At 71.5% G+C, this 24211-nt stretch carries 26 protein-coding genes; 14 read left to right on the top strand and 12 right to left on the bottom strand.

Annotated features, from left to right (window positions below; translation table 11 throughout):
- Positions 1-22: 22 nt before the first annotated feature.
- Positions 23-958 carry a DMT family transporter gene (locus ACFYV5_RS19555; protein ID WP_389169803.1) on the top strand — a complete coding sequence of 312 codons (936 nt, stop codon included), beginning with the start codon at positions 23-25 and terminating at the stop codon, positions 956-958.
- Here the strand turns inward: ACFYV5_RS19555 and ACFYV5_RS19550 are convergent.
- The 3 genes from ACFYV5_RS19550 to ACFYV5_RS19540 form a co-directional block, all read right to left on the bottom strand.
- Positions 864-2354, bottom strand: a complete 1491-nt coding sequence (locus ACFYV5_RS19550; RefSeq protein ID WP_355104363.1) for an MFS transporter — start codon at positions 2352-2354, stop codon at positions 864-866. The two genes, ACFYV5_RS19555 and ACFYV5_RS19550, sit on opposite strands and share 95 nt — an antisense overlap.
- Before the next feature lie 100 nt (positions 2355-2454).
- Positions 2455-2940: a MarR family winged helix-turn-helix transcriptional regulator gene (locus ACFYV5_RS19545; protein WP_389169799.1), complete on the bottom strand. Its 486-nt coding sequence runs from the start codon at positions 2938-2940 to the stop codon at positions 2455-2457.
- A 38-nt stretch (positions 2941-2978) separates the two neighbouring features.
- Complete coding sequence (locus ACFYV5_RS19540) at positions 2979-3413, bottom strand: MerR family transcriptional regulator (protein WP_355105914.1); 435 nt, start codon at positions 3411-3413, stop codon at positions 2979-2981.
- A gap of 208 nt (positions 3414-3621) precedes the next feature.
- Here ACFYV5_RS19540 and ACFYV5_RS19535 point away from each other — a divergent pair, with 208 nt between their 5' ends.
- On the top strand, positions 3622-4650 hold the full coding sequence (locus ACFYV5_RS19535) for an alkene reductase (protein ID WP_389170005.1): 1029 nt from the start codon (positions 3622-3624) through the stop codon (positions 4648-4650).
- Here the strand turns inward: ACFYV5_RS19535 and ACFYV5_RS19530 are convergent.
- Together ACFYV5_RS19530 and ACFYV5_RS19525 are read right to left on the bottom strand one after the other, a co-directional pair.
- Positions 4643-5254 carry an isochorismatase family protein gene (locus tag ACFYV5_RS19530; protein ID WP_389169796.1) on the bottom strand — a complete coding sequence of 204 codons (612 nt, stop codon included), beginning with the start codon at positions 5252-5254 and terminating at the stop codon, positions 4643-4645. The two genes, ACFYV5_RS19535 and ACFYV5_RS19530, sit on opposite strands and share 8 nt — an antisense overlap.
- A gap of 110 nt (positions 5255-5364) precedes the next feature.
- Positions 5365-6348 (bottom strand): GlxA family transcriptional regulator, encoded by a 984-nt coding sequence (locus ACFYV5_RS19525; protein WP_389169793.1) that lies wholly within the window; start codon positions 6346-6348, stop codon positions 5365-5367.
- A gap of 129 nt (positions 6349-6477) precedes the next feature.
- Between ACFYV5_RS19525 and ACFYV5_RS19520 the strand changes: the two genes are divergently transcribed.
- From ACFYV5_RS19520 to ACFYV5_RS19510, 3 genes are all read left to right on the top strand, one after another.
- Positions 6478-6876 carry a helix-turn-helix transcriptional regulator gene (locus tag ACFYV5_RS19520; protein ID WP_355104373.1) on the top strand — a complete coding sequence of 133 codons (399 nt, stop codon included), beginning with the start codon at positions 6478-6480 and terminating at the stop codon, positions 6874-6876.
- Positions 6877-6904: 28 nt separating this feature from the next.
- Positions 6905-7468 carry a hypothetical protein gene (locus ACFYV5_RS19515; protein ID WP_355104375.1) on the top strand — a complete coding sequence of 188 codons (564 nt, stop codon included), beginning with the start codon at positions 6905-6907 and terminating at the stop codon, positions 7466-7468.
- 125 nt (positions 7469-7593) lie between these two features.
- Positions 7594-7938, top strand: a complete 345-nt coding sequence (locus ACFYV5_RS19510; protein ID WP_389169789.1) for a DUF2516 family protein — start codon at positions 7594-7596, stop codon at positions 7936-7938.
- Between the two features lie 131 nt (positions 7939-8069).
- On the opposite strand, the gene ACFYV5_RS19505 is transcribed toward ACFYV5_RS19510, so the two are convergent.
- The 3 genes from ACFYV5_RS19505 to ACFYV5_RS19495 all read right to left on the bottom strand — a co-directional run bounded on the left by ACFYV5_RS19505 (position 8070) and on the right by ACFYV5_RS19495 (position 11656).
- Complete coding sequence (locus tag ACFYV5_RS19505) at positions 8070-9341, bottom strand: fused response regulator/phosphatase (protein ID WP_355104379.1); 1272 nt, start codon at positions 9339-9341, stop codon at positions 8070-8072.
- Between the two features lie 203 nt (positions 9342-9544).
- The gene (locus ACFYV5_RS19500; RefSeq protein ID WP_355104381.1) at positions 9545-10621 is read right to left on the bottom strand and encodes an NlpC/P60 family protein; all 1077 of its coding nucleotides are present in this window, start codon (positions 10619-10621) and stop codon (positions 9545-9547) included.
- Positions 10622-10858: 237 nt separating this feature from the next.
- Positions 10859-11656, bottom strand: coding sequence for a class I SAM-dependent methyltransferase (locus ACFYV5_RS19495; protein WP_355104383.1), 798 nt, complete (start codon positions 11654-11656; stop codon positions 10859-10861).
- A gap of 169 nt (positions 11657-11825) precedes the next feature.
- Between ACFYV5_RS19495 and mshA the strand changes: the two genes are divergently transcribed.
- From mshA to ACFYV5_RS19480, 3 genes are all read left to right on the top strand, one after another.
- Positions 11826-13169, top strand: a complete 1344-nt coding sequence (gene mshA, locus ACFYV5_RS19490; protein WP_355104385.1) for a D-inositol-3-phosphate glycosyltransferase — start codon at positions 11826-11828, stop codon at positions 13167-13169.
- Positions 13162-13662, top strand: a complete 501-nt coding sequence (locus ACFYV5_RS19485) for a YbjN domain-containing protein (RefSeq protein ID WP_355104387.1) — start codon at positions 13162-13164, stop codon at positions 13660-13662. Before mshA ends, ACFYV5_RS19485 begins: the two co-directional genes overlap by 8 nt.
- Before the next feature lie 117 nt (positions 13663-13779).
- Complete coding sequence (locus ACFYV5_RS19480) at positions 13780-15426, top strand: glycosyl hydrolase family 28-related protein (RefSeq protein ID WP_389169782.1); 1647 nt, start codon at positions 13780-13782, stop codon at positions 15424-15426.
- Here the strand turns inward: ACFYV5_RS19480 and ACFYV5_RS19475 are convergent.
- A complete protein-coding gene (locus ACFYV5_RS19475) occupies positions 15416-16705 on the bottom strand; it encodes an MFS transporter (RefSeq protein WP_355104391.1) in 1290 nt (429 codons plus the stop codon). The genes ACFYV5_RS19480 and ACFYV5_RS19475 overlap by 11 nt on opposite strands.
- A gap of 125 nt (positions 16706-16830) precedes the next feature.
- Between ACFYV5_RS19475 and ACFYV5_RS19470 the strand changes: the two genes are divergently transcribed.
- The 3 genes from ACFYV5_RS19470 to ACFYV5_RS19460 all read left to right on the top strand — a co-directional run bounded on the left by ACFYV5_RS19470 (position 16831) and on the right by ACFYV5_RS19460 (position 19785).
- Positions 16831-17589 carry a phosphoglyceromutase gene (locus ACFYV5_RS19470; protein WP_355104392.1) on the top strand — a complete coding sequence of 253 codons (759 nt, stop codon included), beginning with the start codon at positions 16831-16833 and terminating at the stop codon, positions 17587-17589.
- Between the two features lie 145 nt (positions 17590-17734).
- Positions 17735-18799, top strand: a complete 1065-nt coding sequence (locus ACFYV5_RS19465) for a GNAT family N-acetyltransferase (RefSeq protein WP_389169778.1) — start codon at positions 17735-17737, stop codon at positions 18797-18799.
- 74 nt (positions 18800-18873) lie between these two features.
- Positions 18874-19785, top strand: coding sequence for a hypothetical protein (locus tag ACFYV5_RS19460; RefSeq protein ID WP_389169775.1), 912 nt, complete (start codon positions 18874-18876; stop codon positions 19783-19785).
- 88 nt (positions 19786-19873) lie between these two features.
- Here ACFYV5_RS19460 and ACFYV5_RS19455 read toward each other — a convergent pair whose 3' ends face one another.
- Positions 19874-20401: a hypothetical protein gene (locus ACFYV5_RS19455; protein WP_389169772.1), complete on the bottom strand. Its 528-nt coding sequence runs from the start codon at positions 20399-20401 to the stop codon at positions 19874-19876.
- Positions 20402-20491: 90 nt separating this feature from the next.
- Between ACFYV5_RS19455 and ACFYV5_RS19450 the strand changes: the two genes are divergently transcribed.
- Positions 20492-20968, top strand: coding sequence for a GNAT family N-acetyltransferase (locus tag ACFYV5_RS19450; protein ID WP_389169770.1), 477 nt, complete (start codon positions 20492-20494; stop codon positions 20966-20968).
- A gap of 49 nt (positions 20969-21017) precedes the next feature.
- On the opposite strand, the gene ACFYV5_RS19445 is transcribed toward ACFYV5_RS19450, so the two are convergent.
- Positions 21018-21167 (bottom strand): hypothetical protein, encoded by a 150-nt coding sequence (locus tag ACFYV5_RS19445; protein ID WP_355104402.1) that lies wholly within the window; start codon positions 21165-21167, stop codon positions 21018-21020.
- A gap of 182 nt (positions 21168-21349) precedes the next feature.
- A complete protein-coding gene (gene phoU / locus ACFYV5_RS19440) occupies positions 21350-22030 on the bottom strand; it encodes a phosphate signaling complex protein PhoU (RefSeq protein WP_355104404.1) in 681 nt (226 codons plus the stop codon).
- A gap of 263 nt (positions 22031-22293) precedes the next feature.
- Here phoU and ACFYV5_RS19435 point away from each other — a divergent pair, with 263 nt between their 5' ends.
- On the top strand, positions 22294-23529 hold the full coding sequence (locus ACFYV5_RS19435) for an ATP-binding protein (protein ID WP_355104406.1): 1236 nt from the start codon (positions 22294-22296) through the stop codon (positions 23527-23529).
- Positions 23526-24206: a response regulator transcription factor gene (locus ACFYV5_RS19430; protein ID WP_017242433.1), complete on the top strand. Its 681-nt coding sequence runs from the start codon at positions 23526-23528 to the stop codon at positions 24204-24206. The genes ACFYV5_RS19435 and ACFYV5_RS19430 overlap by 4 nt, the downstream gene beginning before the upstream one ends.
- The last annotated feature ends 5 nt before the right edge of the window (positions 24207-24211 follow it).

The following is a 24211-nucleotide window of genomic DNA, read 5'->3' as shown; positions in this document are numbered from 1 at the left end:
TCCGGCGAGGACCGTGGAGTCCATGACTTCGGCTGTACGGATGGGCGTCCTGGCCCTGCTCTGGGGCTCCGGCTTCCTGTGGATCAAACTGGCCCTCGACCACGGCCTCACCCCGGGGTGGATCACTCTCGTACGGTGCCTGTTGGGCGCGGGCGTGCTCGTCGTTCTCGCGTACGCGGCGGGGCAGGGGCTGCCGCGGGAACGGGGGACCTGGGGGCGGCTGGTCGTCGCGGCCTTCTTCTGCAACGCCCTGCCGTTCTTCTTGTTCGGCGTGGGTGAGCAGACCGTGGACAGTGGGGTCGCGGGTGTCCTGAACGCCACCACCCCGCTCTGGTCCCTGCTCATCGGCCTGGGTCTCGGTACGGAGCGCCCTCTGTCGGCGGCCCGGCTCGGCGGTCTCGTCCTCGGCTTCGCCGGTGTCCTGCTGATCTTCGCCCCGTGGAGCGGGGGCGGCGGGCTGATGAGCCTCGGGGCGCTCGCTCTCCTCGCGGCGTCCGCGAGTTACGCGGTGGCCTTCGCGTACATGGCCCGCCGTCTCACCGGCCGGGGCACCGCGCCGCTGGCGCTCTCCGCGGCGCAGCTGCTGACGGCGACGGTCCTGAGTGTCCCCACCCTGGCGTCCGGCGGCGAGGCCCGGCCGACGTGGACGGGCGTGCTGGCGGTCGTCGTCCTCGGGATCTTCGCGACCGGCCTCACGTTCCACCTCAACTACCGGATGATCGCGGAAGAGGGCCCGACGAGCGCGGCGACGGTCGGCTATCTGCTGCCGGTGGTGTCGGTGACGCTCGGGGCCCTCGTGCTCGGCGAACCGCTGACGGTACGGGTCGTGGCCGGGATGGCGGTCGTGCTGGTGGGAGTGGCGCTCACACGGCGGGGGTCGCGACCCGTTCCCGCTGCTCCCGCTTCGACTCCTCCCCTGCCGGCTGCTCGGGCCGCTTCGGCCGGCGAAGGACGGTGAAGGCGACCGCGAAGGCGGCGAGGAGGAGACCGGCGCCGACCCCGAAGGCCAGGTGGTACCCGCTGGTCAGCGCCTCGGCGGCGGGGCGGCCGGCTTCGGTGAGGGACTCGGTGCGGGAGGCGGCCAGGGTGGACAGGACCGCGATGCCGAGGGCCATGCCGATCTGCTGGGTGGTGTTGAACAGGCCGGAGGCGAGGCCCGCGTCCTCCTCCTTCGCGCCGGACATGCCCAGCGAGGTGAGGGCGGGGAGCGCGAGGCCGAAGCCGGCGGCCAGCAGCATCACGGGCAGCAGGTCGGTGACGTACGAGGCGTTCACGGGCAGGCGGGTCAGCAGCCCGAGGACGCCGACGAGGAGGGCGATGCCGGTGAGCAGGACGGTGCGCTCGCCGAAGCGGGCGATCAGACGGGTCGAGACACCCAGGGAGACCGCGCCGATGACGGCCGCGGCCGGCAGCATCGCGAGACCGGTCTCGGCGGCGCCGTAACCGAGGACCTTCTGCAGGTAGAGCGCCACGAGGATCTGGAAGGAGAAGAGCGCGGCGACCATCAGCATCTGGACGAGGTTGGCGCCCGAGACGCTGCGCGAGCGGAAGATCCGCAGCGGCATGAGGGGGTTGGCGGTCCTGGCCTGGCGGAGGACGAAGCCGGCGAGGAGGGCGAGCGAGAGGGCGCCCAGGCCGAGGGTGTGGGCCGAAGTGACCCCGTACTCCTCGATCTTGACGACCGCGTAGATGCCGAGCATCAGACCGGCGGTGACGAGCAGCGCGCCCAGGACATCCGCGCCGCCTCCGGCCTTCAGCCCGGGGCCGCGGTCGCCCGGCAGGGCGGGGAGGGCGACGAGGATCGCCGCGATGCCGATGGGGAGGTTGATGAAGAAGATCCAGTTCCAGGTGAGCGCGTCGGTGAGGACGCCGCCGAGGACCTGGCCGATCGAGGCGCCGGCCGCACCGGTGAAGCTGAACACGGCGATGGCCTTGGCCCGTTCGCGCGGCGCGGTGAAGAGCGTGACGAGGATGCCGAGGCTGACGGCGGAGGCCATCGCGCTGCCCACGCCCTGGAGGAAGCGGGCGGCGATCAGGACGCCGGGCGAGGTGGCGAAGCCGGCGAGGAGCGAGGCTGCGGTGAACACTCCCGTACCCGCGAGGAACATCCGCTTGCGGCCGATCAGATCGCCGAGGCGGCCGGCGAGGAGGAGCAGCGAGCCGAAGGCGATGAGGTAGGCGTTCACGACCCAGCTGAGTCCGACCGGGGTGAAGCCGAGGTCGCTCTGGATGGCCGGCATGGCGACGGTGACGATGCTGCCGTCGAGGATCGTCATCAGCATCCCGGTGGCCAGGACGCCGAGGGCGAGCCAGCGGGAGCGGGAGGGGGCTTGAGGGGCGGGGGTGGAAGGCATCGCGGTCTCTCCTGTCGTTGGGAGGCAACAGGAGAGACCGTAGCAGATAGTTTTGTTGCAGACTATCTTTTACGGATCGAGGTGTGCGGGCCTGCGGTCGTCATCCCTTCTGGCGAGCCCTCCGCGCCGGCCTCGCGCCCTCCACCGGCGCCTCCAGGTGCCCGGTGACCAGGCGGTTCAGCGCCCGCAGCAGTACCTCGCGCTCGTCGACGGGCAGGGAGGCCAGGGCGCTCTCGTGGACTCCGTCGACGATCTTCTGGCTCTCCGCGGCGACCTTCGCCCCCTCCTCGGTCACCGCGATGATCCGCGCCCGCCGGTCGGTGCTGGACGGCCTGCGCTCGGCGAGCCCGGCCTTCTCCAGGGCGTCGACGGTCACGACCATGGTGGTCTTGTCCATGTCCCCGATCTCGGCGAGCTGCGCCTGGGTGCGCTCTTCTTCGAGGGCGTGGACGAGGACGCAGTGCATCCGCGGGGTGAGCCCGATCTCCGCGAGTTCCGCGCTCATCTGTGTGCGCAGGACGTGGCTGGTGTGGTCCAGGAGGAAGGACAGGTCCGGTTCGGTGCGCGTGGGTGCCATGGCGGTCATGCCTGCCAGGGTAACGAAAGTCGATCCGTCGCGGATTATCAGGAAGTGGACGACAGGGCGGACGCGCTCGTCGGGCTCGGGCTCGGGCCCGTGGCCTTGCCCGCGCTCGTCGAGGCGAGCTCCGCGGCGGCGTCGATCACCTCGTCCAGGACCTCACGGGAGCGGACCAGGTCCGTGATCAGCCGGTCGATGCGTTCCCTTTCCTCCGCGAGTTCGGTGAGCAGCTGGGAGGTGGCGACCTCGGAGGGCCCGCCGTCCGTGTCGCGCATGCAGGGCAGGAGGCGGGCGATCTTCTTGCTGTGCAGGCCGGCGGCGTACAGCGCCTGGATGCGGATGACACGGTCGACCGCCCAGTCGCCGTAACTGCGGTGACCGCCGGGCGTGCGCTCGGCGGCGAGCAGGCCCTGCATCTCGTAGTAACGCAACGAACGCTCGCTCACACCGGTCCGCGCCGCCAGTTCACCGATCCGCATTCCCACCCCGCCCACCCCATCCGTCCCACTCGTCGCTCGCGGACTTGAATCTGACACCGATGGCAGCTTCTACGGTACCGGCATGACGCACACGGCCACGGAAACAGTCCGCGCATCCCGCCACGAAGTCCCCCTCGAAGTCCCCCTCGAATCCCGCCTCTTCGAGCCCGCCCGCCTCGGCGAGCTGGCCCTCCCCAACCGCCTGGTGATGGCGCCCATGACCCGTAACCGCGCGGGCGCCGACGGCGTCCCGCGGGAGGTCATGGCCACTTACTACGCGCAGCGTGCCTCCGCGGGGCTGATCATCGCCGAGGCCGCCACGCCGAACGCGGTGGGCCTCACGTACCCGCACATCCCCGCGATCTACGACCCGTCCCACGTGGCCGGCTGGCGCCGCGTCACCGACGCGGTACGGGACGCGGGCGGGCGGATGTTCCTGCAGCTCCAGCACGGTGGCCGGGTCGGTCACCCCGACAACAGCGGGCTGACTCCGCTCGCGCCCTCGCCGGTCCCGCTGCCCGATCCGATCCACACGGCGAGCGGTCCGCAGGAGCCGGTCGTACCGCGCGAGATGACGGCCGACGAGATCCGCTCGACGATCGCCGACTTCGCCGCCGCGGCCCGGCGCGCCGTCGACGCGGGCTTCGCCGGCGTCGAGGTGCACTCCGCGAACGGCTATCTGCTCCACCAGTTCCTCGCGAAGAACACCAACCGCCGCACGGACGCGTACGGAGGTCCGGTGGCGGGCCGCATCCGCTTCACGGTGGACGTGGTCCGGGCCGTCGCCGAGGCGATCGGCCCGGAGCGGGTCGGCGTACGGATCTCGCCCGGGCTGACCGTCAACGGCATCGAGGAGGGAGACACCGAGGCGATCTACCCGGACCTCGTCGGCACCCTGGCGGAGCTCGGCCTCGCCTATCTGCACATCGTGCACGCCGACCCCGACAGCCCGCTCTTCCAGAAGATCCGCGCGGCCTGGCCGGGCACGCTCATCGCCAACCCGGTCCTGTCGCGCGCGGCCGTCGCCGACGGCGGCGGCCGGCGCGAGGGCGAGCGGCTGCTCGCGGCCGGGGCCGACCTGATCGCCCTCGGCCGGCCGTTCCTGGCCAATCCGGACCTCGTCGACCGCCTGCGCACCGGCGCCCCGCTGAACCCGATCCGCGAGCGGTACCTGATGCACACCGGCGAGGAGACGGGCTACACCGACTACCCGGTGGTGACCGGCCAGGTCACCTGACGGTGTGCGTGCTGTCTCCATCGGTCAGGGCATCGACCGTCGGAACGACGAGACCGAAGAGGTCCGTGATGGTCGTCAGGCTGCTCCGCTGGAGGACGGCGGCGGGCACGGTTCCGCCGTCGGGCGCGGGCAGGGCGCGGGTGGCGGTCGCCTCGGCGACGACGGTGGGGCGGTAGCCGAGGTTGAAGGCTCCCTGGGCGGAGAAGGTGACGCACATGTGGGTCATGAACCCGGCCAGGATCAGATCGGGACCGGCGCCCAGGTCGCGCAGCGTCTTCTCCAGGTCGGTGGCGTGGAAGGCGTTGGGGACCCGCTTGACCACGACCGGTTCGCCGTCCGCGGGCGCCACCTCGGGGCTGATCGCGCCGAGCTCGGAGTCGATGTCGTAACCGGCGTCCAGGACGTGGACGACCGGCGTGCCGGCCGAGCGGGCGGCGGCGAGCAGGCGGGCCCCGGCGGCCAGGGCGGGCTCGGCGCCGTCGAGGGCCATGACGCCGGTGCGGTACGTGTTCTGGAAATCGATCATGATCAGCGTGGCCTCGCCGAGGCGGGGCAGGGTGTTGTCGAGGCCGATGACGTCGCGCAGGGTCGCGGAGGCGTTCATGGGTGAAAGGTTCCTTTCGGGACGTGGACGTGCGTGGGCATGGCGAGGCCGCCGTGTCGCGACGGCTCGCCTGTCGTATGCCGGATGTGGGGATGTAGGGATGCCGAGTGTCAGGAAGCGGTGCGGAACCGGCGGCGGTAGGACGCCGGGGTGGTGCTGATCTGCTTGCGGAACGCGCGGTGCAGCGTCTCCACCGAGCCCATCCCGACCGCCGCCGCGACCTGCTCCAGCGGCTGGTCGGTGGTCTCCAGCAGGCGGCGGGCCGCCTCGACCCGGGCCGCCTCCACATAGGAGGCCGGGCTGGTGCCGGTCTCCTGCCGGAAGACCCGGGCGAAATGGCGCTCGCTCAGGCACATGCGGCCGGCCAGCGCGGGCGCCGACAGATCGCCGTCGAGGTGCTCCGTGATGAACACGCGCAGCTCGTCGATGTCCCTGCGGGCCGCCGCCGGCCGGCTCAGCGGCACGCTGAACTGGCTCTGGCCGCCCTGCCGTCGGAGATACATCACCAGCTGACGGGCCACGGACAGCGCGAGCTCCTCGCCGTGGTCCTCGGCCACCAGGGCGAGCGCCAGGTCCATGCAGGTGCTGATGCCCGCCCCGGTCCACACCCGTCCGGAGCGGACGAAGATCGGGTCGGCGTCGACCTTCACCCGTGGGTGCTCGGCCGCGAGCTGTGCCGCGGTCGACCAGTGCGTGGTCGCCCGCCGCCCGTCGAGCAGCCCGGCGGCCGCCAGCAGGTGCGCGCCCACGCACACGGAGGCGATCCGCCGCGCGTGCGGCGCCGTGGCCCGCACCCACTCCACCACCGTGTCGTCGACCCGGGCCACCGGGCCGTCCGGGCCCGGATCCACCGCGCCGGGCACCAGCAGGGTGTCCACCGCGGTCCCCACCTCGGCGAAGGTGAGGTCCGGCACCAGCCGTACGCCGGCCGAGGTGGTGACCGGTTCGGTGCTCGGGCCGGCCAGTCGGACCACGTAGCCCGCCCGGCCCCCGGTCTCCCGGTTGGCCAGGGAGAAGACCTCGGCCGGGCCGGTGACGTCGAGCAGGTCGACGTCCGGGAAGACCGCGATGACGACACGGTGTGCGGGGGACATGCGTCCATCGTCGCGACGGCGCCGGGTGACCGCAATGACGGCTGTCTGTCACATCCGGACATCGGTGAGACGCGACACTCTTGCAAGCATGTGCTTGCAATAGTTAGCAAGCGATGGCATCGTCGGGGCATGGCATCACTCAACGTCGGCAATCTTGGCGAGTACCTCCGCGAGCAGCGGCGCACCGCGCAGCTCTCGCTGCGGCAGCTCGCGGAGGCCGCCGGGGTGTCCAATCCGTATCTGAGTCAGATCGAGCGGGGGCTGCGCAAGCCCAGCGCCGAGGTGCTGCAGCAGGTCGCCAAGGCGCTGCGGATCTCCGCCGAGACTCTCTACGTGCGGGCCGGGATTCTCGACGAGAAGGAGCGGGAGGAACTGGAGACGCGGGCCGTCATCCTCGCCGATCCCTCGATCAACGAGCGGCAGAAGCAGGTACTGCTCCAGATCTACGACTCCTTCCGCAAGGAGAACGCCGCCGAGGCGGCCGACGGCGACAGCGCCGGTCCCGATGCCGAACGAACCGTGAGCTAGTACGTACACATCCGGGAGGACCACACCCATGGCCATCATCGAAGAACTGCGTACCCCCCTCTACTTCGCCGCCGGCACCGCCGACCTCGCCGTCCAGCAGGCCAAGAAGGTCCCGGCTCTGATCGAGCAGATCGCCGCCGAGGCGCCCGCGCGGATCGACGCCGTGCGCAAGACCGACCCCAAGGCCGTGCAGGAGAAGGTGACCGACCGGGCCAAGGAGGCCCAGGCCACCGTGCAGTCGAAGCTGGCCGAGGTCGTCGGCAGCCTCGACACGGACCTGAAGAAGCTCGGCGAGACCGCCCAGGACCTGGCCCTGCGGAGCGTCGGCGTCGCCGCCGAGTACGCCGTCAAGGCCCGCGAGAAGTACGAGGAGGTCGCCGCGCACGGCGAGGAGGCCGTCAGGACGTGGCGCGGTGAGGCGGCCGAGGAGATCACCGAGATCGCCATCGTCGTCGAGCCCGAGCCGGAGCCGAAGGCCGAGCCGGAGCCGAAGGCCGAGCCCAAGGCGGAGGCGTCCGAGGACTCCAAGCCCGCCCGCAGGACCACCGCCCGCAAGCCGGCCGCCAAGAAGACCGCCGCCGCCGAGAAGTAGGGCGGGACGGGAAGGACGGGGACAGGTAAGGCGGGGACAGGCGGGGCACCAATCAGGGTGACCGGTGCGTTGTACCGGGTACCTTGGCCGCGAGGCGCTCCACTCACTCACGAGGCGGTTCAGACATGTTGCGCGCGGGATTCGACTCCATCATCTGGCTGGTGATCGGCCTGGTCTTCATCGGCATGGCCGTCGCCGCGCTCGTCTTCGCGGTCATGGCGCGCGAGGACGCCTACCGCGCGGCCGACAAGCAGACCAAGAAGTTCTGGCTGATCGTCCTGGGCATCAACCTCGCCGTGAACCTGCTGCTGCCGATGCTCTTCCTGCAGATCGCCGGCGTCATCGCGGCCATCGTCTTCATGGTCGACGTCCGGCCGGCACTCAAGCAGGTGTCCGGTGGAGGTGGCGGCGGCCGTCGCGGAGGCTCCAGCAGCGACGGTCCGTATGGCCCGTACAACGGCGGACGCTGACCGCCGGAGGGTGCTGAGCGACGGCGGATGCCGGTCGCTGAGCGACGCCGGACGGGTGACCGTCGGCCGTTGCCGACCGCCGGAGGGCGCTGACCGGCCGGTACAGGGAGAACGCGGAAACGGGCCCGGGGCTATCCCCGGGCCCTTTCCAGTGCCAGGACCGCCACGTCGTCCGTCAGCTCCCCGCCGTTCAGCGAGCGCACCTCCGTCACCGCCGCGTCCAGGAGCTCCTCGCCCCGCAGGCCCTCCGCCAGCTGCCGGTTGATCATCTCGACCATCCCGTCCTGGCCGAGCCGCGGCGAACCGGGACCGGCCGAGCGGCCCTCGATCAGGCCGTCCGTGTACATCAGCAGACTCCACGCCCCGCCCAGCTCCACCTGGCGCCGCGGCCAGCGGGCGCGCGGCAGCAGGCCGAGGGCCGGCCCGCCGTCCTCGTACGGCAGCAGCCGCGCCGCCCGGCCGTGCCGGGCGATCAGCGGGGAGGGGTGTCCGGCGAGGCACAGGCCCGCCCGGCGCCCGTCCGGGGCGATGTCGACCGTGCAGAGCGTCGCGAAGATCTCCTCGCTCTCCCGCTCGTGCTCCAGGACCTTCTGCATCGTGGAGAGCAGCTCGTCCCCGCACAGGCCGGCGAAGGTCAGCGCCCGCCACGCGATGCGCAGCTCCACGCCGAGCGCCGCCTCGTCCGGGCCGTGCCCGCAGACGTCGCCGATCATGGCGTGGACCGTGCCGTCGGAGGTCCGGACGGTGTCGTAGAAGTCGCCGCCGAGCAGGGCGCGCGAGCGGCCGGGCCGGTAGCGGGCCGCGAACCGCAGGTCGGAGCCCTCCAGGAGGGGGGTGGGGAGCAGTCCGCGCTCCAGGCGTGCGTTCTCCTGGGCCCGCAGGCGCGACTCGGTCAGCTTCACCTGGACCGCGTCGGCCCGCTTGCGCTCGACCGCGTACCGGATCGCCCGGCTCAGCAGCCGGCCGTCGAGCTCCTCGCGGAAGAGGTGGTCCTGGGCCCCGACCCGTACCGCCTCCGCCGCCAGCTCCGCGTCGGCCGAGGCGGCCAGGGCCAGCACGGCGTGGCGCGGCGCGAGCCGCAGGACGTGCCGCAGCGGCGCGAGGGGGTCGTCACCGGCCGCCCGGGGCCCGGGCAGGGCCAGGTCGACCAGGACGCAGTGCACGTCGTCGGTGAGCAGCCGCTCGGCCTCGGTGAGGTTCCGGGCGGTGCGGATACGGACGCGGGTCCCGTCGGCGTCGAGCATTTCAGGTACGGCGAGGGCACCCGCCGGGTCGTCCTCGACGACCAGAAGGGTGAGATCGGTGCCTGTCACAGCCGAGGCGGCCGAGGCGGCCGGGGCAGCCGTGACAGTGCCTGGCGCCGCGGCAGAGTCGTTTCTCTGACGCGGTACGGGTACGGGCATCGGTCTTTCTTCCTTCCCTCCCCCCGAGGGCGCGGCAGGGCGACGAACGACGTCCCGCCAGACCGGGACCATAGCGGTACCCCGCCGGGCAACGGAATGGTGATCACGGTACGAGCGCCGAGGGGCCACTGGCATATGCCGCGCATGGGGAGGTTGTTGCCCGTGAGGTCATGACGAACATCACGCCGCCGAGGTGAGCGGCCTCACTCCGGGCGGACGACTCCCAGGATCTCCATCGAGCCCGCCCCCGCGAGCGTGACGTTCCGCCCCGGCCTCGGCGCGTGCACCATCGCGCCGTTCCCGACGTACATCCCGATGTGACTCGCGTCCTTGTAGTAGACGATCAGGTCACCGGGCCGCATGTCCTTGATGTCCACGCGCGGCAGCAGCCGCCACTGCTCCTGGGAGGTGCGCGGGATGGGCCGGCCGGCCTCGCCCCAGGCCCGCTGGGTCAGTCCGGAGCAGTCGAACGAGCCCGGACCCTCCGCGCCCCAGACGTACGGCTTGCCGATCTGCGCGGTGGCGTACTCCACCGCGCGCTTGCCCTGCGCGGTCGCCTTGCCGTCCAAGCCCTTGAGGACACCGGTGTTCAGCCAGGCGGTCTGGGCCTTGTACCGCTCCTGCTCCTCGAGCCGCAGCAGCCGCGCCCGCTCCTCGGCCTCAAGCTCGGACTCCAGCTTCTCGGCCGCGGCGATCTTCGCGTTGATCTCCTTCTTCGCCTCGGCCTGCTTGACGCGGTTGGCCTCCAGCTTGGTCCAGTTGGTGCCCGCGTCCTTGGCGTAGACGGTCAACTGCGCCTGGGTCCGGTTCATTTCAGCGAGCAGGTCCGTGGTGGCCTTCTGGCCCTGCTGGAGCCGGCCGGCGTTGTCGAGGAAGAGCTGCGGGTCGTCGGTGAGGACGAACTGGGCGCCCTCGGGCAGCCCGCCGTTGCGGTACTGCGCGCGGGCCGCCGCGCCCGCCTGTGCCTTGAGCGCGTCGATCTTCTCGCGGCCGGCCACGATCATCCTGGCCAGCTCCACGAGCTCGGCCGACTGCTCCTTGGCCTTCTCCTCGGCGAGGTTGTACGCGTCGGTGGCGGAGGCGGCCTGGCGGTACAGGCCGTCGATCTCCTTGCGTACCTCTTCGAGCGTCTTCTTGGGAGGGGCGGGCGGCAGCGGTGCCGCCGGTGCCGACGGGGGGCGCGGGGCCGCGGAGGCCTGGAGGGTCAGTGCGGGCGAGGCCAGCACTGTCAGGGCGCAGACCACGGTGATCGCGGTGGTGGCGCAGCGGCGTCGGTTCACAAGCTCCCCCTTGGTCGGCCCTGAGGTTCCCATACCTGATTTACCGTCAGTAACTTAGCGGTGACCTCGGCGATAGTGCCATGCGAAACGTGAAAGCAACAGGGGATACCGGGGCCTGTCGGGTCACTGTCCCCCACAGGGGACGAGTGATCGGGGAGTCGCGTTCCCGACGTACCAAGATTTCACCGGCAGTTGGTCGGCTGCGGCGGGTGCGACCTGCGGCGCGTGTGCGGCGGGTCAGGGGGCCGCGGGCGCCAGGGCCTCCCAGCGCACCGTCACCTCGCCCTGCCGCCACCGCCGGTGCCCGTCCGTCAGCGGCCAGTCCGCCCCCAGGTCACGTACGGCCCGGATCCACCGCTGCCGCGCGCCGAGCGAGGCGTACGGAGCCGCCGCCGCCCACGCCCGGTCGAAGTCCCGGAGGAACGCGTGGACCGGCTCGCCCGGCACGTTGCGGTGGATCAGCGCCTTCGGCAGCCGCTCAGCGAGGTCCGAGGGCCGCTCCAGCGAGCCGAGCCGGGTGGCGAAGGTCACCGTGCGCGGCCCCGTCCGGTCCAGCGCCACCCACACATGGCGCCGCCCGATCTCGTCGCAGGTCCCCTCCACCAGCAGGCCCCCGGGCGCGAGCCGGGCGCACAGCCGCTGCCACACCGCGGCCACCTCGCCCTCGTCGTACTGGCGCAGCACGTTCGCGGCCCGGATCAGGGCGACCTCGCCCGCCACCGGGACCTCGAAGCCGCCGTGCAGGAACGTGAGACCCGCCCGCTCGTACGGGCGGGCTGCGGCGACCCGGGCCGGCTCGATCTCGATGCCGACGACCTCGGTGCGCGGGTCGGCGGTGCGCAGGCGGGTGAGCAGCTCGACGGCGGTCCAGGGGGCCGCGCCGTAGCCCAGGTCGACGGCGACGGGCGGCTCGGGGGACCGGCGCAGGGCCGGTCCGTGGACGGCGGCGATCCAGCGGTCCATGCGGCGCAGCCGGTTCGGGTTGGTGGTCCCGCGGGTCACCGTGCCGACGGGGAGGGTGGTGCGCGGGGCCATGGGACGAGGGTACGCGCCGAAGGCGGGGGCAATGAATTGGCAAAACGGAAATGGATGGCCTCATTCCGGTGTTGTGCCGCGTGGAGGGCGTCATGCGCCGTCCTTGTTGCCGTGCCCGCTATCTCTTGCCGTGCCCGCTACGCCCCCACTCAGCGGAAGGATCGTCGACGTGAGCCAGTACGTGTCCCGGCTCGCCGGCTCCCTGGCGACACCGGCCAGGCTCCGGTTCCCCGGACGTCACCGGACCCCGCGCCGGGTGGCCATGCTCAGCGTCCACACATCGCCCCTCCATCAGCCGGGCACCGGCGACGCCGGCGGCATGAACGTCTACATCGTGGAGCTGGCCAAGCGGCTCGCCGCGATCAACATCGAGGTCGAGATCTTCACCCGGGCCACCACCGGCGGACTCGCCCCGGTCGTCGAGCTCGCGCCCGGCGTCCTGGTCCGGCACGTGGACGCGGGCCCCTACGAGGGCCTGGCCAAGGAGGAGCTGCCGGCCCAGCTCTGCGCCTTCACCCACGGCGTGATGCAGGCATGGGCGGGCCACCGCCCCGGCCACTACGACCTGGTCCACTCCCACTACTGGCTCTCCGGCCACGTCGGCTGGCTCGCCGCCGAGCGGTGGGGCGTCCCGCTCGTCCACGCCATGCACACGATGGCCAAGGTCAAGAACGCGGCGCTCGCGGAGGGCGACACCCCCGAGCCCGCGGCCAGGGTGATCGGCGAGACGCAGATCGTCCGCGCCGCCGACCGGCTGATCGCCAACACCGCCGAGGAGGCCGACGAACTCGTCCGCTTCTACGAGGCGGATGCCGGCAAGGTCGCCGTCGTGCACCCGGGGGTCAACCTCGACCACTTCCGCCCGGCCGACGGCCGGGCCGCCGCGCGGGCCCGCCTCGGGCTGCCGACCGACGCCTTCATCCCCGTCTTCGCGGGCCGCATCCAGCCCCTGAAGGCCCCCGACATCCTGCTGAGGGCGGCGGCCCGGCTCCTGGAGGAGGACCCGTCGCTGCGCTCGCGCATGCTCGTGCCGGTCGTCGGCGGTCCCAGCGGCAGCGGCCTGGCCAAGCCGGAGAAGCTGCAGAAGCTCGCCGCCCGGCTGGGCATCGCGGACATCGTCCGCTTCCACCCGCCGGTCGGCCAGGACCGCCTCGCGGACTGGTTCCGGGCGGCATCGGTACTGGTCATGCCCTCGTACAGCGAGTCCTTCGGGCTCGTCGCCATCGAGGCGCAGGCGGCCGGCACGCCGGTCGTCGCGGCCGCGGTGGGCGGCCTTCCGGTCGCCGTACGGGACGACGTCACCGGTTTCCTGGTCCAGGGGCACGATCCGGCCGACTACGCCCGCGCGCTCGGGCGGTTCGTGGCCGACCCGGGGCTGTCCGCCCGTATGGGCGCCGCGGCGGCCCGGCACGCGGAGTCCTTCGGCTGGGACACGGCGGCCTCCGGCACGGCGGACGTGTACACGGCCGCGATGCACGATCACCGCCGTCGCGTACGCTCGCACCATGGCTGACGTCACCCGTGCCCAGCAGGTCATCGAGGACACCTTCAAGGACGCCGAACTCGAATGGGAGTCCCCCGAGCCCGGCTCGTACGTCGTCAAACTCCCCGGCACGCGCAAGCTCTTCACGACGCTCTCCCTCCGGGTGGGCCGCCACTCGCTCTCCCTCAACGCCTTCGTCATCCGTCACCCCGACGAGAACGAGACGGGCGTCCACCGCTGGCTCCTGGAGCGCAATCTCAAGCTGTACGGCGTGAGTTACGCGGTCGACGGCCTCGGCGACATCTATCTGACCGGCAAGCTGCCGCTGGCCGCCGTCACCCCGGACGAGCTGGACCGGCTCCTCGGCTCGGTCCTCGAAGCGGCCGACGGGTCCTTCAACACCCTCCTGGAGCTGGGCTTCGCGAGCGCGATCCGACGCGAGTACGAGTGGCGGGTCTCGCGCGGCGAGTCGACGCGGAACCTGGACGCGTTCACGCATCTGACCCAGAAGCCGACGAGCTGACGCTCCTTCCGTAGGCGCGCACGACCCCTTCCGTACCTCCCGTGGCCGTGCCATGCTCGCGGCCGTCGCACATCTGAATGTCGTTCACATTCATGAAAGGCGGGGCGGGGCATGGTCATGGGAATCAGCAGAAGGCAGTTCGTGGGCGGTGCGGTGGCGGTCGGAGTGGCCGCCACGACATCCGGATTCGCTCCGGCCCCGGCTCCCGCCGCCCGCCTCTGGGAGGAGTACGCCGACTCCCCGTACACCCACCCGCAGATCCCCTACGTCGGGCGCGCGGGCGCCCGCCGCGGCGCGACGCGGCTGCCCGAGCCGCCCGTCGTCGCGAACGTCCTCGCGTGCGGAGCCGTACCGGACGGCTCCGCGGACTCCGCCCCCGCCATCAACCGGGCGCTGGCGGAGGCGGGGGAGCGGGGCGGCGGCACGGTGCTCGTGCCGCCGGGGACGTACCGCATCGACGGCTACCTCCACATCGGCCACAGCGGCGTCGTCCTGCGCGGCGCAGGATCCGCCCGTACGACACTGCTGGCGACGAAGCACCTCACCGAGCTGATCGGCCCGTACGGCTCGCGCTACGGCGGCGACAAGTCCTCCTGGTCGTGGGCGGGCGGCCTGATCTGGCTGGCCCCGCGTGCACGTTTCGACTCCCTCACCGCCGCGATACGGGAGCGAGCCTGGCCCTTCGAGGGCTGGACCGGCAATCGCCGTGACGAGTGGCGGACCCTGACCACCGTGCGCCCCGCCCGACAGGGCGACTGGTCGGTGACGGTCGACGACCCGTCAGCTCTGCGCCGGGGCCGTGTCGTCCTCCTCCGGCTTGCCGACGACGCCGACCACACGCTCCTGGAGCACTTGGCGGGCGGAGGCGCGGGCCCGGAGGCGTACCACTGGGACGACAAGACCAAGCTGACGTCGTACGTCCCCTACGAATGGCCGGTCCGCATCGCCTCGGTGCGGGGCAGCCGGGTCACGTTCGAACGCCCGCTGCCGCTCGACGCCCGCCCGGAGTGGGACCCGAGGATCGTCACCCCCGCCGAGCCGCTGACGGACTCGGGGGTCGTGGGCCTTACGCTCGAAGCGGTCGAGACCGCGCAGTCCCCGCATCTGCTCGACAAGGGCTACAACGGCGTCACCTTCCAGTGCGCGTACGACTGCTGGGCCGAGGACGTCGTCGTACGCCATGTCGACAACGGCTTCGGTCTCGTCGCCGCCTCCGCCTGCACGCTGCGGCGCACCCGGGTGGAGGGGCGCGGCTCGCACCATCCGTACTTCTGCCGCGAGGGCGCGCACGACAACCTCGTGGAGGACTTCCGCATCGCGGCCCGTACGGTCCCGGCCCCGGCGGGCACCCAGCTGCACGGGATCAACGTGGAGGGGCTCTCCAGCCACAACGTGTGGTCGCGGGGGGCGATGGAGATGGGCACCTTCGACACGCACCGCGGGATGCCGTTCGCCAACGTACGGACGGAGATCACGGTCGAGAACAACGGCCGGCACGGCGGGGACGCCTCGGCCGGTCCGCTGTACGGCGCCCGCTTCGCCCATTGGAACGTGACGGTGACGAACGGCCGGGCGGGCCTGGTCAAGATCGACACGATCGCCCCGTACAGCGCGACGGTCGGCATCAGCGAGGTGCGGGAGTTCGACCAGATCGACGTACCGGACTTCGCGGGCGAGCTCCACGCGCGCGTGGAGGCGTACGGGAGCCCGGGGGCGGTCCACCCCCGGAACCTGTACGAGGCGCAGCGGACGCTCAGGCGCTGACGGAGCCGCTCTCGGTCTTGCCCTCGACGGCCTTCGCGGCAACAGTCCTGCTCTCCGTCGGCTCGTCGTCGTCGAGGGCCTTGCGGAGGCGAGTCGTGTATCCGAGGGCGGCGATGCAGCCGATGACCCCGCAGGCGATCCACAGCACGTCCGATCCGGGGCCGTCGATGACCCAGCCCGCGAGGATCGGAGCGAGGAAACCGGACAGCGCCCAGGACATGCCCATGACGCCCTGGTAGCGGCCGCGGGCGTGCTCGGGGGCGAGCTTGGCGGTGGCGGCGGCGTTGGTGGGGACGTGGACCATCTCGCCGATGGTCCACACGACGACGGTCGCGGCGAACACCAGCGGGGTGCCGGCCAGCGCGGTGGCGCCCGTGCCGACGGCGAAGAGCAGCGCGGAGACCGTGAGCAGCATCGCCGACGAGCGCTTCTCGGTCACCTTGTTGACCAGCAGCTGGAAGGCGACGATCAGGACACCGTTGACGGCGATGACGGCGCCGTATGCGGAGGGTTCGAGTCCCGCTTCCGCCATGGTGAGGGGCAGGCCGACCCAGGGGGCGGTGAAGACGAGGCAGACGAGGAGGTTGAGGAGGACGAGCGTACGGAAGGGGGCGTTGCGCAGGACGTCGAGGACGCTGACACGGTCCTTCTCGACGCGTTCGCCGGCGGGGTTCCGCTTGGTCTCCGGGCGGGTCTCCGGCAGCCGCAGGAAGACGATCAGGGCGCAGAGGGTGACCGCGACGGCCTCGACGAGGAAGAGCGTCCGGTAGCCGAGGAAGACGGCGGCGCCGCCGCCGAAGGCGGCGATGGCGAAGCCGAGGTTGAGGGCCCAGTAGTTGAGGGCGAAGGCCCGGCGGCGGTCGTGCTCGGGGACCATGTCGGCGATGGTGGCCTGGATGGAGGGGCGCACGGCCTGCATGGAGACGCCCATCAGCAGGACGACGGCGGCGATGCCCCAGGCGGTGGTGACCACGGAGAGTGCGGCGGCGCAGGCGGCCGTCATCAGGTGCATCGTGACCATGGTGGGGCGCCGGCCCCACTTGTCGGCGAGCGTCCCGCCGAGCGGGGATCCGGCGACGCCGCCGAGACCGTGGAGGGCGACGACGAGCCCGGCGTACCAGGCCGACTGTCCGAGCTCCTGGGTCAGGTAGAGGGACAGGAAGGTGAGGACGAAGGCGCCGGTGCGGTTCACGAGGGTGGAGAGCCAGAGCCACCAGAATCCGCCGGGGAGACCGGAGACGGTCGCGCGGGCTGATCGTCTGAGCGAGTCGATGGACATGTGGGCCGGCCCCCTGCTGTGTGTAAGTCCCTCTAGCGGCCCTCGTAACTTACGCATCTCTTATCCTGGACGCCAGCGAATTGACGGGGAGCGTCAAGCGTCGGGCGTCGATTAGGCTCGGGCGCATGGCCGACGCACCGTACAAGCTGATCCTCCTCCGCCACGGCGAGAGCGAGTGGAACGCGAAGAACCTGTTCACCGGCTGGGTGGACGTGAACCTCACCGAGAAGGGCGAGAAGGAGGCGGTCCGCGGCGGTGAGCTGCTGAAGGACGCCGGCCTGCTCCCCGACGTACTGCACACCTCGCTCCAGAAGCGCGCCATCCGCACGGCGCAGCTGGCGCTGGAGTCCGCCGACCGCCACTGGATCCCGGTCCACCGCTCCTGGCGCCTGAACGAGCGCCACTACGGTGCGCTCCAGGGCAAGGACAAGGCGCAGACGCTCGCGGAGTTCGGCGAGGAGCAGTTCATGCTCTGGCGCCGCTCGTACGACACCCCGCCGCCGGCGCTCGCCGACGACAGCGAGTTCTCGCAGGCGAACGACGCCCGCTACGCGACGATCCCGCCGGAGCTGCGCCCGCGGACGGAGTGCCTGAAGGACGTCGTCGACCGGATGCTGCCGTACTGGTACGACGGCATCGTCCCGGACCTCCTGACCGGCCGCACGGTCCTGATCGCGGCCCACGGCAACAGCCTGCGCGCCCTGGTCAAGCACCTGGACGACATCTCGGACGCGGACATCGCGGGCCTGAACATCCCGACGGGCATCCCGCTGGCGTACGAGCTCGACGAGAACTTCAAGCCCCTGAAGCGGGGCGGCACGTACCTGGACCCGGACGCGGCGGCTGCGGCGATCGAGGCCGTGAAGAACCAGGGCAAGAAGTAGCCCAGACGCACGGAAAGGCCCTCTACCTGCTGGTTCTCGGCGGGTAGGGGGCTTCTTCATGCCCACCGGACTCCTTCGCGTTCCCTTGACGGTCTACCGTTGAGACGTGGGGAAGCAAGGCCCTCGCAGGCAGAGGTGACTCCCGATGATCATCACCGTCGTCCGGCCCACCGAACTGGGCCCCGCCGAAGCGGACGCTTGGCGCACCATGCTGGACGACGGGCCCGTTCCCGCCAACCCCTTCCTGTCCCCCGAGTTCTCCCGGGCGGTAGGCCTGCAGCGCCCCGCCGTGCGGGTCGCCGTGCTCACCGAGGCGGACCGGTGCGTGGGCTTCTTTCCGTTCGAGCGGCGCCCGCTGGGCCTGGGCCGGCCGATCGGCGACGGTATCTGCGACGCCCAGGGGCTGGTGCACTCCGCCCAGCTCACCAGCTGGGACACCGATGCCCTGTTGCGGGCCTGCCGGCTGTACGCCTGGCAGTTCGACCATCTCACCACGGGGCAGGGCCCGTTCGAGGCGGGTATCACCCACCGGGCGGGCTCCCCGGTCATCGACCTGTCCGGAGCCGCCGAAGGCCGCGACCTGTTCGCCCACTGCTCGGTGAGGTTCCGGCGCGACGCCCGCGCGAAGGAACGCAGGCTGGCGCGGCGCGCCGGGGACATCCGGTTCGTCTTCCACGAGAGCGACCCGGACGCGCTGGAGAAATTGATGGCATGGAAGTCCGCGCAGTACCTCGCGAAAGGCAAGCCGGACCTGTTCTCCCGCCCGTGGGTCGCGGAGACGCTGAGGGAACTGCACCGGACCCGGTCCCCGGCGTGCTCCGGTGTGCTCTCCGTCCTGTACGCCGGCGACCGGCCGGTGGCCTACCACTTCGGCCTGCGCTCACAGCACATGCTGTGTCACTGGTTCCCCGTCTACGACCCCGACGTGGCCACCTTCTCGCCCGGACTTCTCCACTTCCGGAAGCTGGTGGAGGCGGCCGCCGCTGCGGGCCTGTCCCGCATCGACCTCGGCAAGGACGACTACGAGTGGAAGACCTCCGTCAAGACCGGTGACGCCCCGGTCGCCGAAGGCCACGTGGCACGCGCCACTCCCCAGGCCGCGCTACGCGTGCGGGTGCGGCATTCGGAGCTGGTACGAAGGGGCCGCGGTCTCGTGGCGGCCAACCCGGTACTCCGCGCGGCCGCGCTGCGGGTTCTCGACCGCTCTTGATCGACCTGCCGTCCATGAGGGCATGTCAGCCCTCCCGCTGATGCGGCTCTCTGGGGCTCATGAGGAGAAGTGGCATGCCGAGTCGCATCCTGGCCCGGACCCTGGGCGTCGTCGCGACCATGACCGTGGCGCTCACGGCCGCACCGCTCGTGAACACCGCCCATGCCCACACGGCCGCGTCCGGAACGGTGAGCTTCAGCGGTGAAGCGGGCGAGCCGATCTCGGGCGGTCGGTCGTACGCGTACACCGCCGGCGCGGTCGACCTGTTCGACGTCCAGGGCAGCACGGACGGGAACAGCCTCGCCGTCGCGATCGACGCGCGGGAGGGTACGTTCTGGCGTCTCCACATCGCCGCGCCGGAGGGTCAGAAGCTGACCGAGGGCACCACGTACACCGGGGCGAAGCAGTGGCCCGACGCCCAGCCCGGAGACCCGGAACTGCAGTTCAGCGGAACCGACAACGGGACCGACAAGTGGTGCGGCACCAGCTCCGGCTCCTTCACCATCCAGCACATCGCCTTCGGCCTCTACGGATACGTACGCGAACTCGACGCCACCTTCGAGCAGTTCTGCAACGGATCGACGGTGCCGCTCCGCGGTGAGGTTCACGCGGTCATGGTCGAGCCCCCCGTCGAACTGGCCCTGGGAATGAGCGTCGACCCCCACGGCACCGTAGGCGTCCCGGACGGCCGGATCACCGTCGGCGGCACCGTGACCTGCAACAAGCCCGTGAACGTCTCGCTCGGCGGCCACGTCTTCCAGCTCCAGAAGAAGCAGACGCCCGTTGCCTCCTACGGAACGACCGTGGCCTGCACCCCAGGCGCGCCCGTCCCCTGGTCCGTCGCGCTGACCAGCCAGGAACCCGGCACCGCGTTCCAGCCCGGCACCGCGACGCTGCGCGGCAGCGCCCGAGCGAACGACCCGGACTACCCGGTGACCGTCAGCACCGAACAGCAGGAGGCGGCGGTCACGCTCTCGAAGGGCTGATCCCGACGGGGACAGGATCGCCTGTCCCGGCCGGGGTGCGAGGAGGCTCGCGCCGTGCGGGCCTCCGACGACCGCCACCGGCAACCCGTCAGCGGTCGTCGCAGCCCTTCTCGCGGAAGTCCTCGATCGAGGAGGTGACGACCGTGTCGCCGACCTCGTACCGCACCTGGCCCGGCGTCAGGGCCGCCAGGTCCGCCGTCGTGAAGGACACCGACGCGGCGGCCCAGGAACTGTCGGTGGTCCATCCGTACATGCGGTAGGTCTGCTTCGGGTCCAGCCTGCCCAGAGGCGTCTCGACGGTCCAGCCCTCGACCGCGCCACCGGCGGCCATGGCCAGGGGCCAGGTCGTGAACCCGGTGACGGCCTCGTCCCGCTTCCAGCGGCCCGTCTGCTCCCGCGTGTTCGGATCGTCGTCGTCGGGATGGAGGGTTACGCCGTCGATGTGGTCGTGGCACATGAGCACCGCCCCGAGCGGCTGCCCGTCCGCCGTCACCGAGATGCCGGTCCTCCCGGCGGAGGGAACGGTGCAGCCGGCGACGGCGGCAGTCACCGCGCAGGCGGCGGTCATCGCGATCGGACGACGGGTCCATGTCGGACGACGGGTCCATGTCAGCACGGGCACATCCTGGGGTCCGCCCGGGCGCGTGACCAGAGCCCCGGGGAAATTCGCGGGCAAGGCTCATGACCGGCCGGTAGCCTCCGCGCCATGCCTCCATCGCTCCGCCTCGAGAAGATCACCCCCGACACCGTCGACGCCGCGCTCGCGCTGCGCGTCCACCCGCACCAGGAGAAGAACGTCGCGCCGGTCGCGACCTCGCTGGCCGAGGCGTACGCCTTCGGGGACACCGCCTGGCCGCGGCTGATCTTCGACGGCGAGGAGCTCGTGGGCTTCCTGATGGCCTTCCTGGACATCCAGTGGGCGCCGAAGAAGGACCCCGAGGACCGGCGCAGCGGGCTGTGGCGGCTCAACATCTCCGCCGATCACCAGGGCAAGGGGTACGGGAGCTTCGCCGTCGAGGCCGTCCGCGAGGAGATACGCCGGCGGGGCGGCAGCCTGATGTACGTGTCGTGGGAGCCGGGCGAGAACGGGCCCGGGGACTTCTACCTCAAGCACGGCTTCCGTACGACCGGCGAGACCACCGGCGGCCAGACCGTCGGAGTACTCGACGTCGTCGACGGGTGACAGGTGTCCCCGCCCGGCGAACCGGGCGGGGACACCTCCTCGTACGCGCCTATCCGGAGCAGCCCCCGCACTGGCACGGCCCGCCGGACTGGCAGCCGCAGCCGCAGCCCGAGCCGCACCCGCAGGCGCCGAGGACGGGCAGGAAGACCGCGTCGCGCGGCGTCTCCTGCTGGGGGTCGGTGGTGGCGGATTCGGCCATGGGGGTCCCTCCTCGAAGGCGTACGTCGCCTCTCCCCATTGCATGCCCACCCCACCGGGCGCATCAACGGCGCACAGGAGTGCGAACCGCCGCCCCCCGAGTGCGAACCGCCCCCCGAGGACGACGCCCGGATCTACGCCCCGGACCTACGCCCGGACCTACGCCCGGACCTACGCCCGGACCTACGCGCCCTCGACCGGAGCGTCCGCCTGCTGCAGCTCGTCCGCGTGCTCGCCCGTCACCAGGTACACGACACGCTTCGCCACCGACACCGCGTGGTCCGCGAACCGCTCGTAGTACCGCCCGAGCAGCGTCACGTCGACCGCCGTCTCGATGCCGTGCTTCCAGCGGTCGTCCATCAGGTGCTGGAACAGCGTCCGGTGCAGCAGGTCCATCTCGTCGTCGTCCTGCTCCAGCTGGAGCGCCAGGTCGACGTCCTTCGTGATGATGACCTCCGCCGCCTTCGCCATCAGGCGCTGCGCCAGCTGACCCATCTCCAGGATCGTGGCGTGCAGGTCGCGCGGCACCGCCGTGTCCGGGAAGCGCAGCCGGGCCAGCTTCGCCACGTGCTGGGCCAGGTCGCCCGACCGCTCCAGGTCCGCACTCATCCGCAGCGAGGTGACCACGATCCGCAGATCCGTCGCCACCGGCTGCTGCCGCGCGAGCAGGGCTATCGCCCGGGCCTCCAGGCCGTGCTGCAGATCGTCGACCTTCTGGTCCGCCGCGATCACGCTCTCCGCGAGCTTCAGGTCGGCGTCGAGCATCGCCGTCGTGGCGCGCCCGATCGCCGACCCGACAAGACGGGCCATCTCGACCAGGCCCTCGCCGATCGAGTCAAGTTCCTCGTGGTACGCGTCCCGCATCGATGTCCCTCTCTCACAAGCGTCCGGGGTCCGGGTGGGGCTCGGACCCCCACGCTCCCACGTTCGGGCTCCTAGAAGTCAGGCCCTGGCACCCCACATGAATCAGCCCTTTCCCCTCGGTGAACTCTGGGCGACGCGCGCCGCCGCCCCGAACGGTCCAAATGAACCACCACCGTCCCCACGGTGAACTCTGGGCGACGACTGTTCGAGCAGCCACTCGGACGGCTGGGAGAGTGTCCGTGACCACGCATAACCTGGATGGCATGGACGTGAACGCGGCGGTCGCCGCATTGGCCGCGATCGCCGGGGTGTGCACCGGCGTGATCGCCATGCTGGCGTTCCGCTGGAGCGAGCGCGACCAGGCGCGGCCCACCCGGACCTCCCTGCACACCGATGCCGTGCTCCCGCCCGGCGTCGACACCGTGCTGTCCGTGCTGCGCTCCTCCGCCGTCGTCCTCGACGAGAGCGACTCCGTGGTCAAGGCCAGCTCGGCGGCGTACGCCCTCGGCCTGGTCCGCGGCGGGAAGCTGGCCGTCGAGCCCATGCTCAACATGGCCCGCGACACCCGCCGTGACGGGGAGATACGACAGGTCGAGCTCGACCTGCCCCGGCGCGGCACCGGACGCGGCGAGGCCCTCGCCGTCTCCGCGCGCGTGGCACCGCTCGGCTCCCGCCTGGTGCTGCTCCTGGTCGAGGACCTGACGGAGGCCCGCCGTATCGAAGCGGTACGGCGCGACTTCGTCGCCAACGTGAGTCATGAACTCAAGACTCCGACAGGTGCGCTCTCTCTGCTCTCCGAGGCCGTCATGGACGCCTCGGACGACCCCGAGGCGGTCACCCGTTTCGCCGGCCGCATGCAGATCGAGGCGACCCGTCTGACCAATCTCGTACAGGAACTCATCGACCTCTCCCGGGTGCAGAACGACGACCCGCTCGAGGACTCCGAGCCCGTACGGGTGGCCGAACTGGTCGCCGAGGCCATCGACCGCTCCCGGCACACCGCCTCCACCAAGCAGATCACCATGGTCTCCGGAGGGACCGCCGATCTGCACGTCTGGGGCAGCCGCGGCCAGCTCGCCGCCGCTCTCGGCAACCTCGTCGAGAACGCCGTCAACTACTCTCCGGCCCGTACGAGGGTGGGCATCGCCGCCCGCCGCGTGGCCGCCCCCGGCGGCGACCTGATCGAGATAGCCGTGACCGACCAGGGCATCGGCATCTCCGAGAAGGACCGCGAGCGGATCTTCGAGCGCTTCTACCGCGTCGACCCGGCCCGCTCCCGCGCCACCGGAGGCACGGGCCTCGGCCTGGCCATCGTCAAGCACGTGGCCGCCTCGCACGGCGGAGAGGTCACCGTCTGGAGCACCGAAGGCCAGGGCTCCACCTTCACCCTGCGGCTGCCCGAGGCGGGCGCCGTACGGGACCGCCGATCATCCGCCTCCGCGTCTCCCACCCCCGATCTCATGACCGAACCGCTCCCTGCCCCGGAGGTCCTTCCGTGACCCGAGTGCTCGTCGTCGAGGATGAGGAATCCTTCAGCGACGCCCTGTCGTACATGCTCCGCAAGGAAGGCTTCGAGGTCGCCGTGGCGGCGACCGGGCCCGACGGCCTCGACGAGTTCGAGCGCAACGGAGCGGATCTCGTCCTCCTCGACCTGATGCTGCCCGGCCTGCCCGGCACCGAGGTGTGCCGCCAGCTGCGCGGCCGCTCGAACGTCCCGGTGATCATGGTGACCGCCAAGGACAGCGAGATCGACAAGGTCGTCGGCCTGGAAATAGGAGCCGACGACTACGTCACGAAGCCCTTCTCCTCGCGCGAGCTGGTCGCCCGCATCCGCGCGGTCCTGCGCCGCCGTGGCGAGCCGGAGGAGGTCACCCCGGCGGCCCTGGAGGCCGGCCCGGTCCGCATGGACGTGGACCGGCACGTCGTCACGGTCTCCGGCGGCAAGGTCGACCTCCCGCTGAAGGAGTTCGACCTCCTGGAGATGCTGCTGCGGAACGCGGGCCGCGTCCTGACCCGTATGCAGCTCATCGACCGGGTCTGGGGCGCGGACTACGTCGGCGACACCAAGACCCTCGACGTCCACGTCAAGCGCCTGCGGGCGAAGATCGAGCCGGACCCGGGCGCGCCGCGGTACCTGGTGACGGTCCGGGGTCTGGGCTACAAGTTCGAGCCGTAGACCGT

Origin of the sequence: Streptomyces sp. NPDC003035 (assembly GCF_042888285.1) — a bacterium.
Taxonomy (GTDB): Bacteria; Actinomycetota; Actinomycetes; order Streptomycetales; family Streptomycetaceae; genus Streptomyces.
Note: the sequence above shows the minus strand (reverse complement) of the source record. Positions and strands in the feature narration are given on the sequence as shown.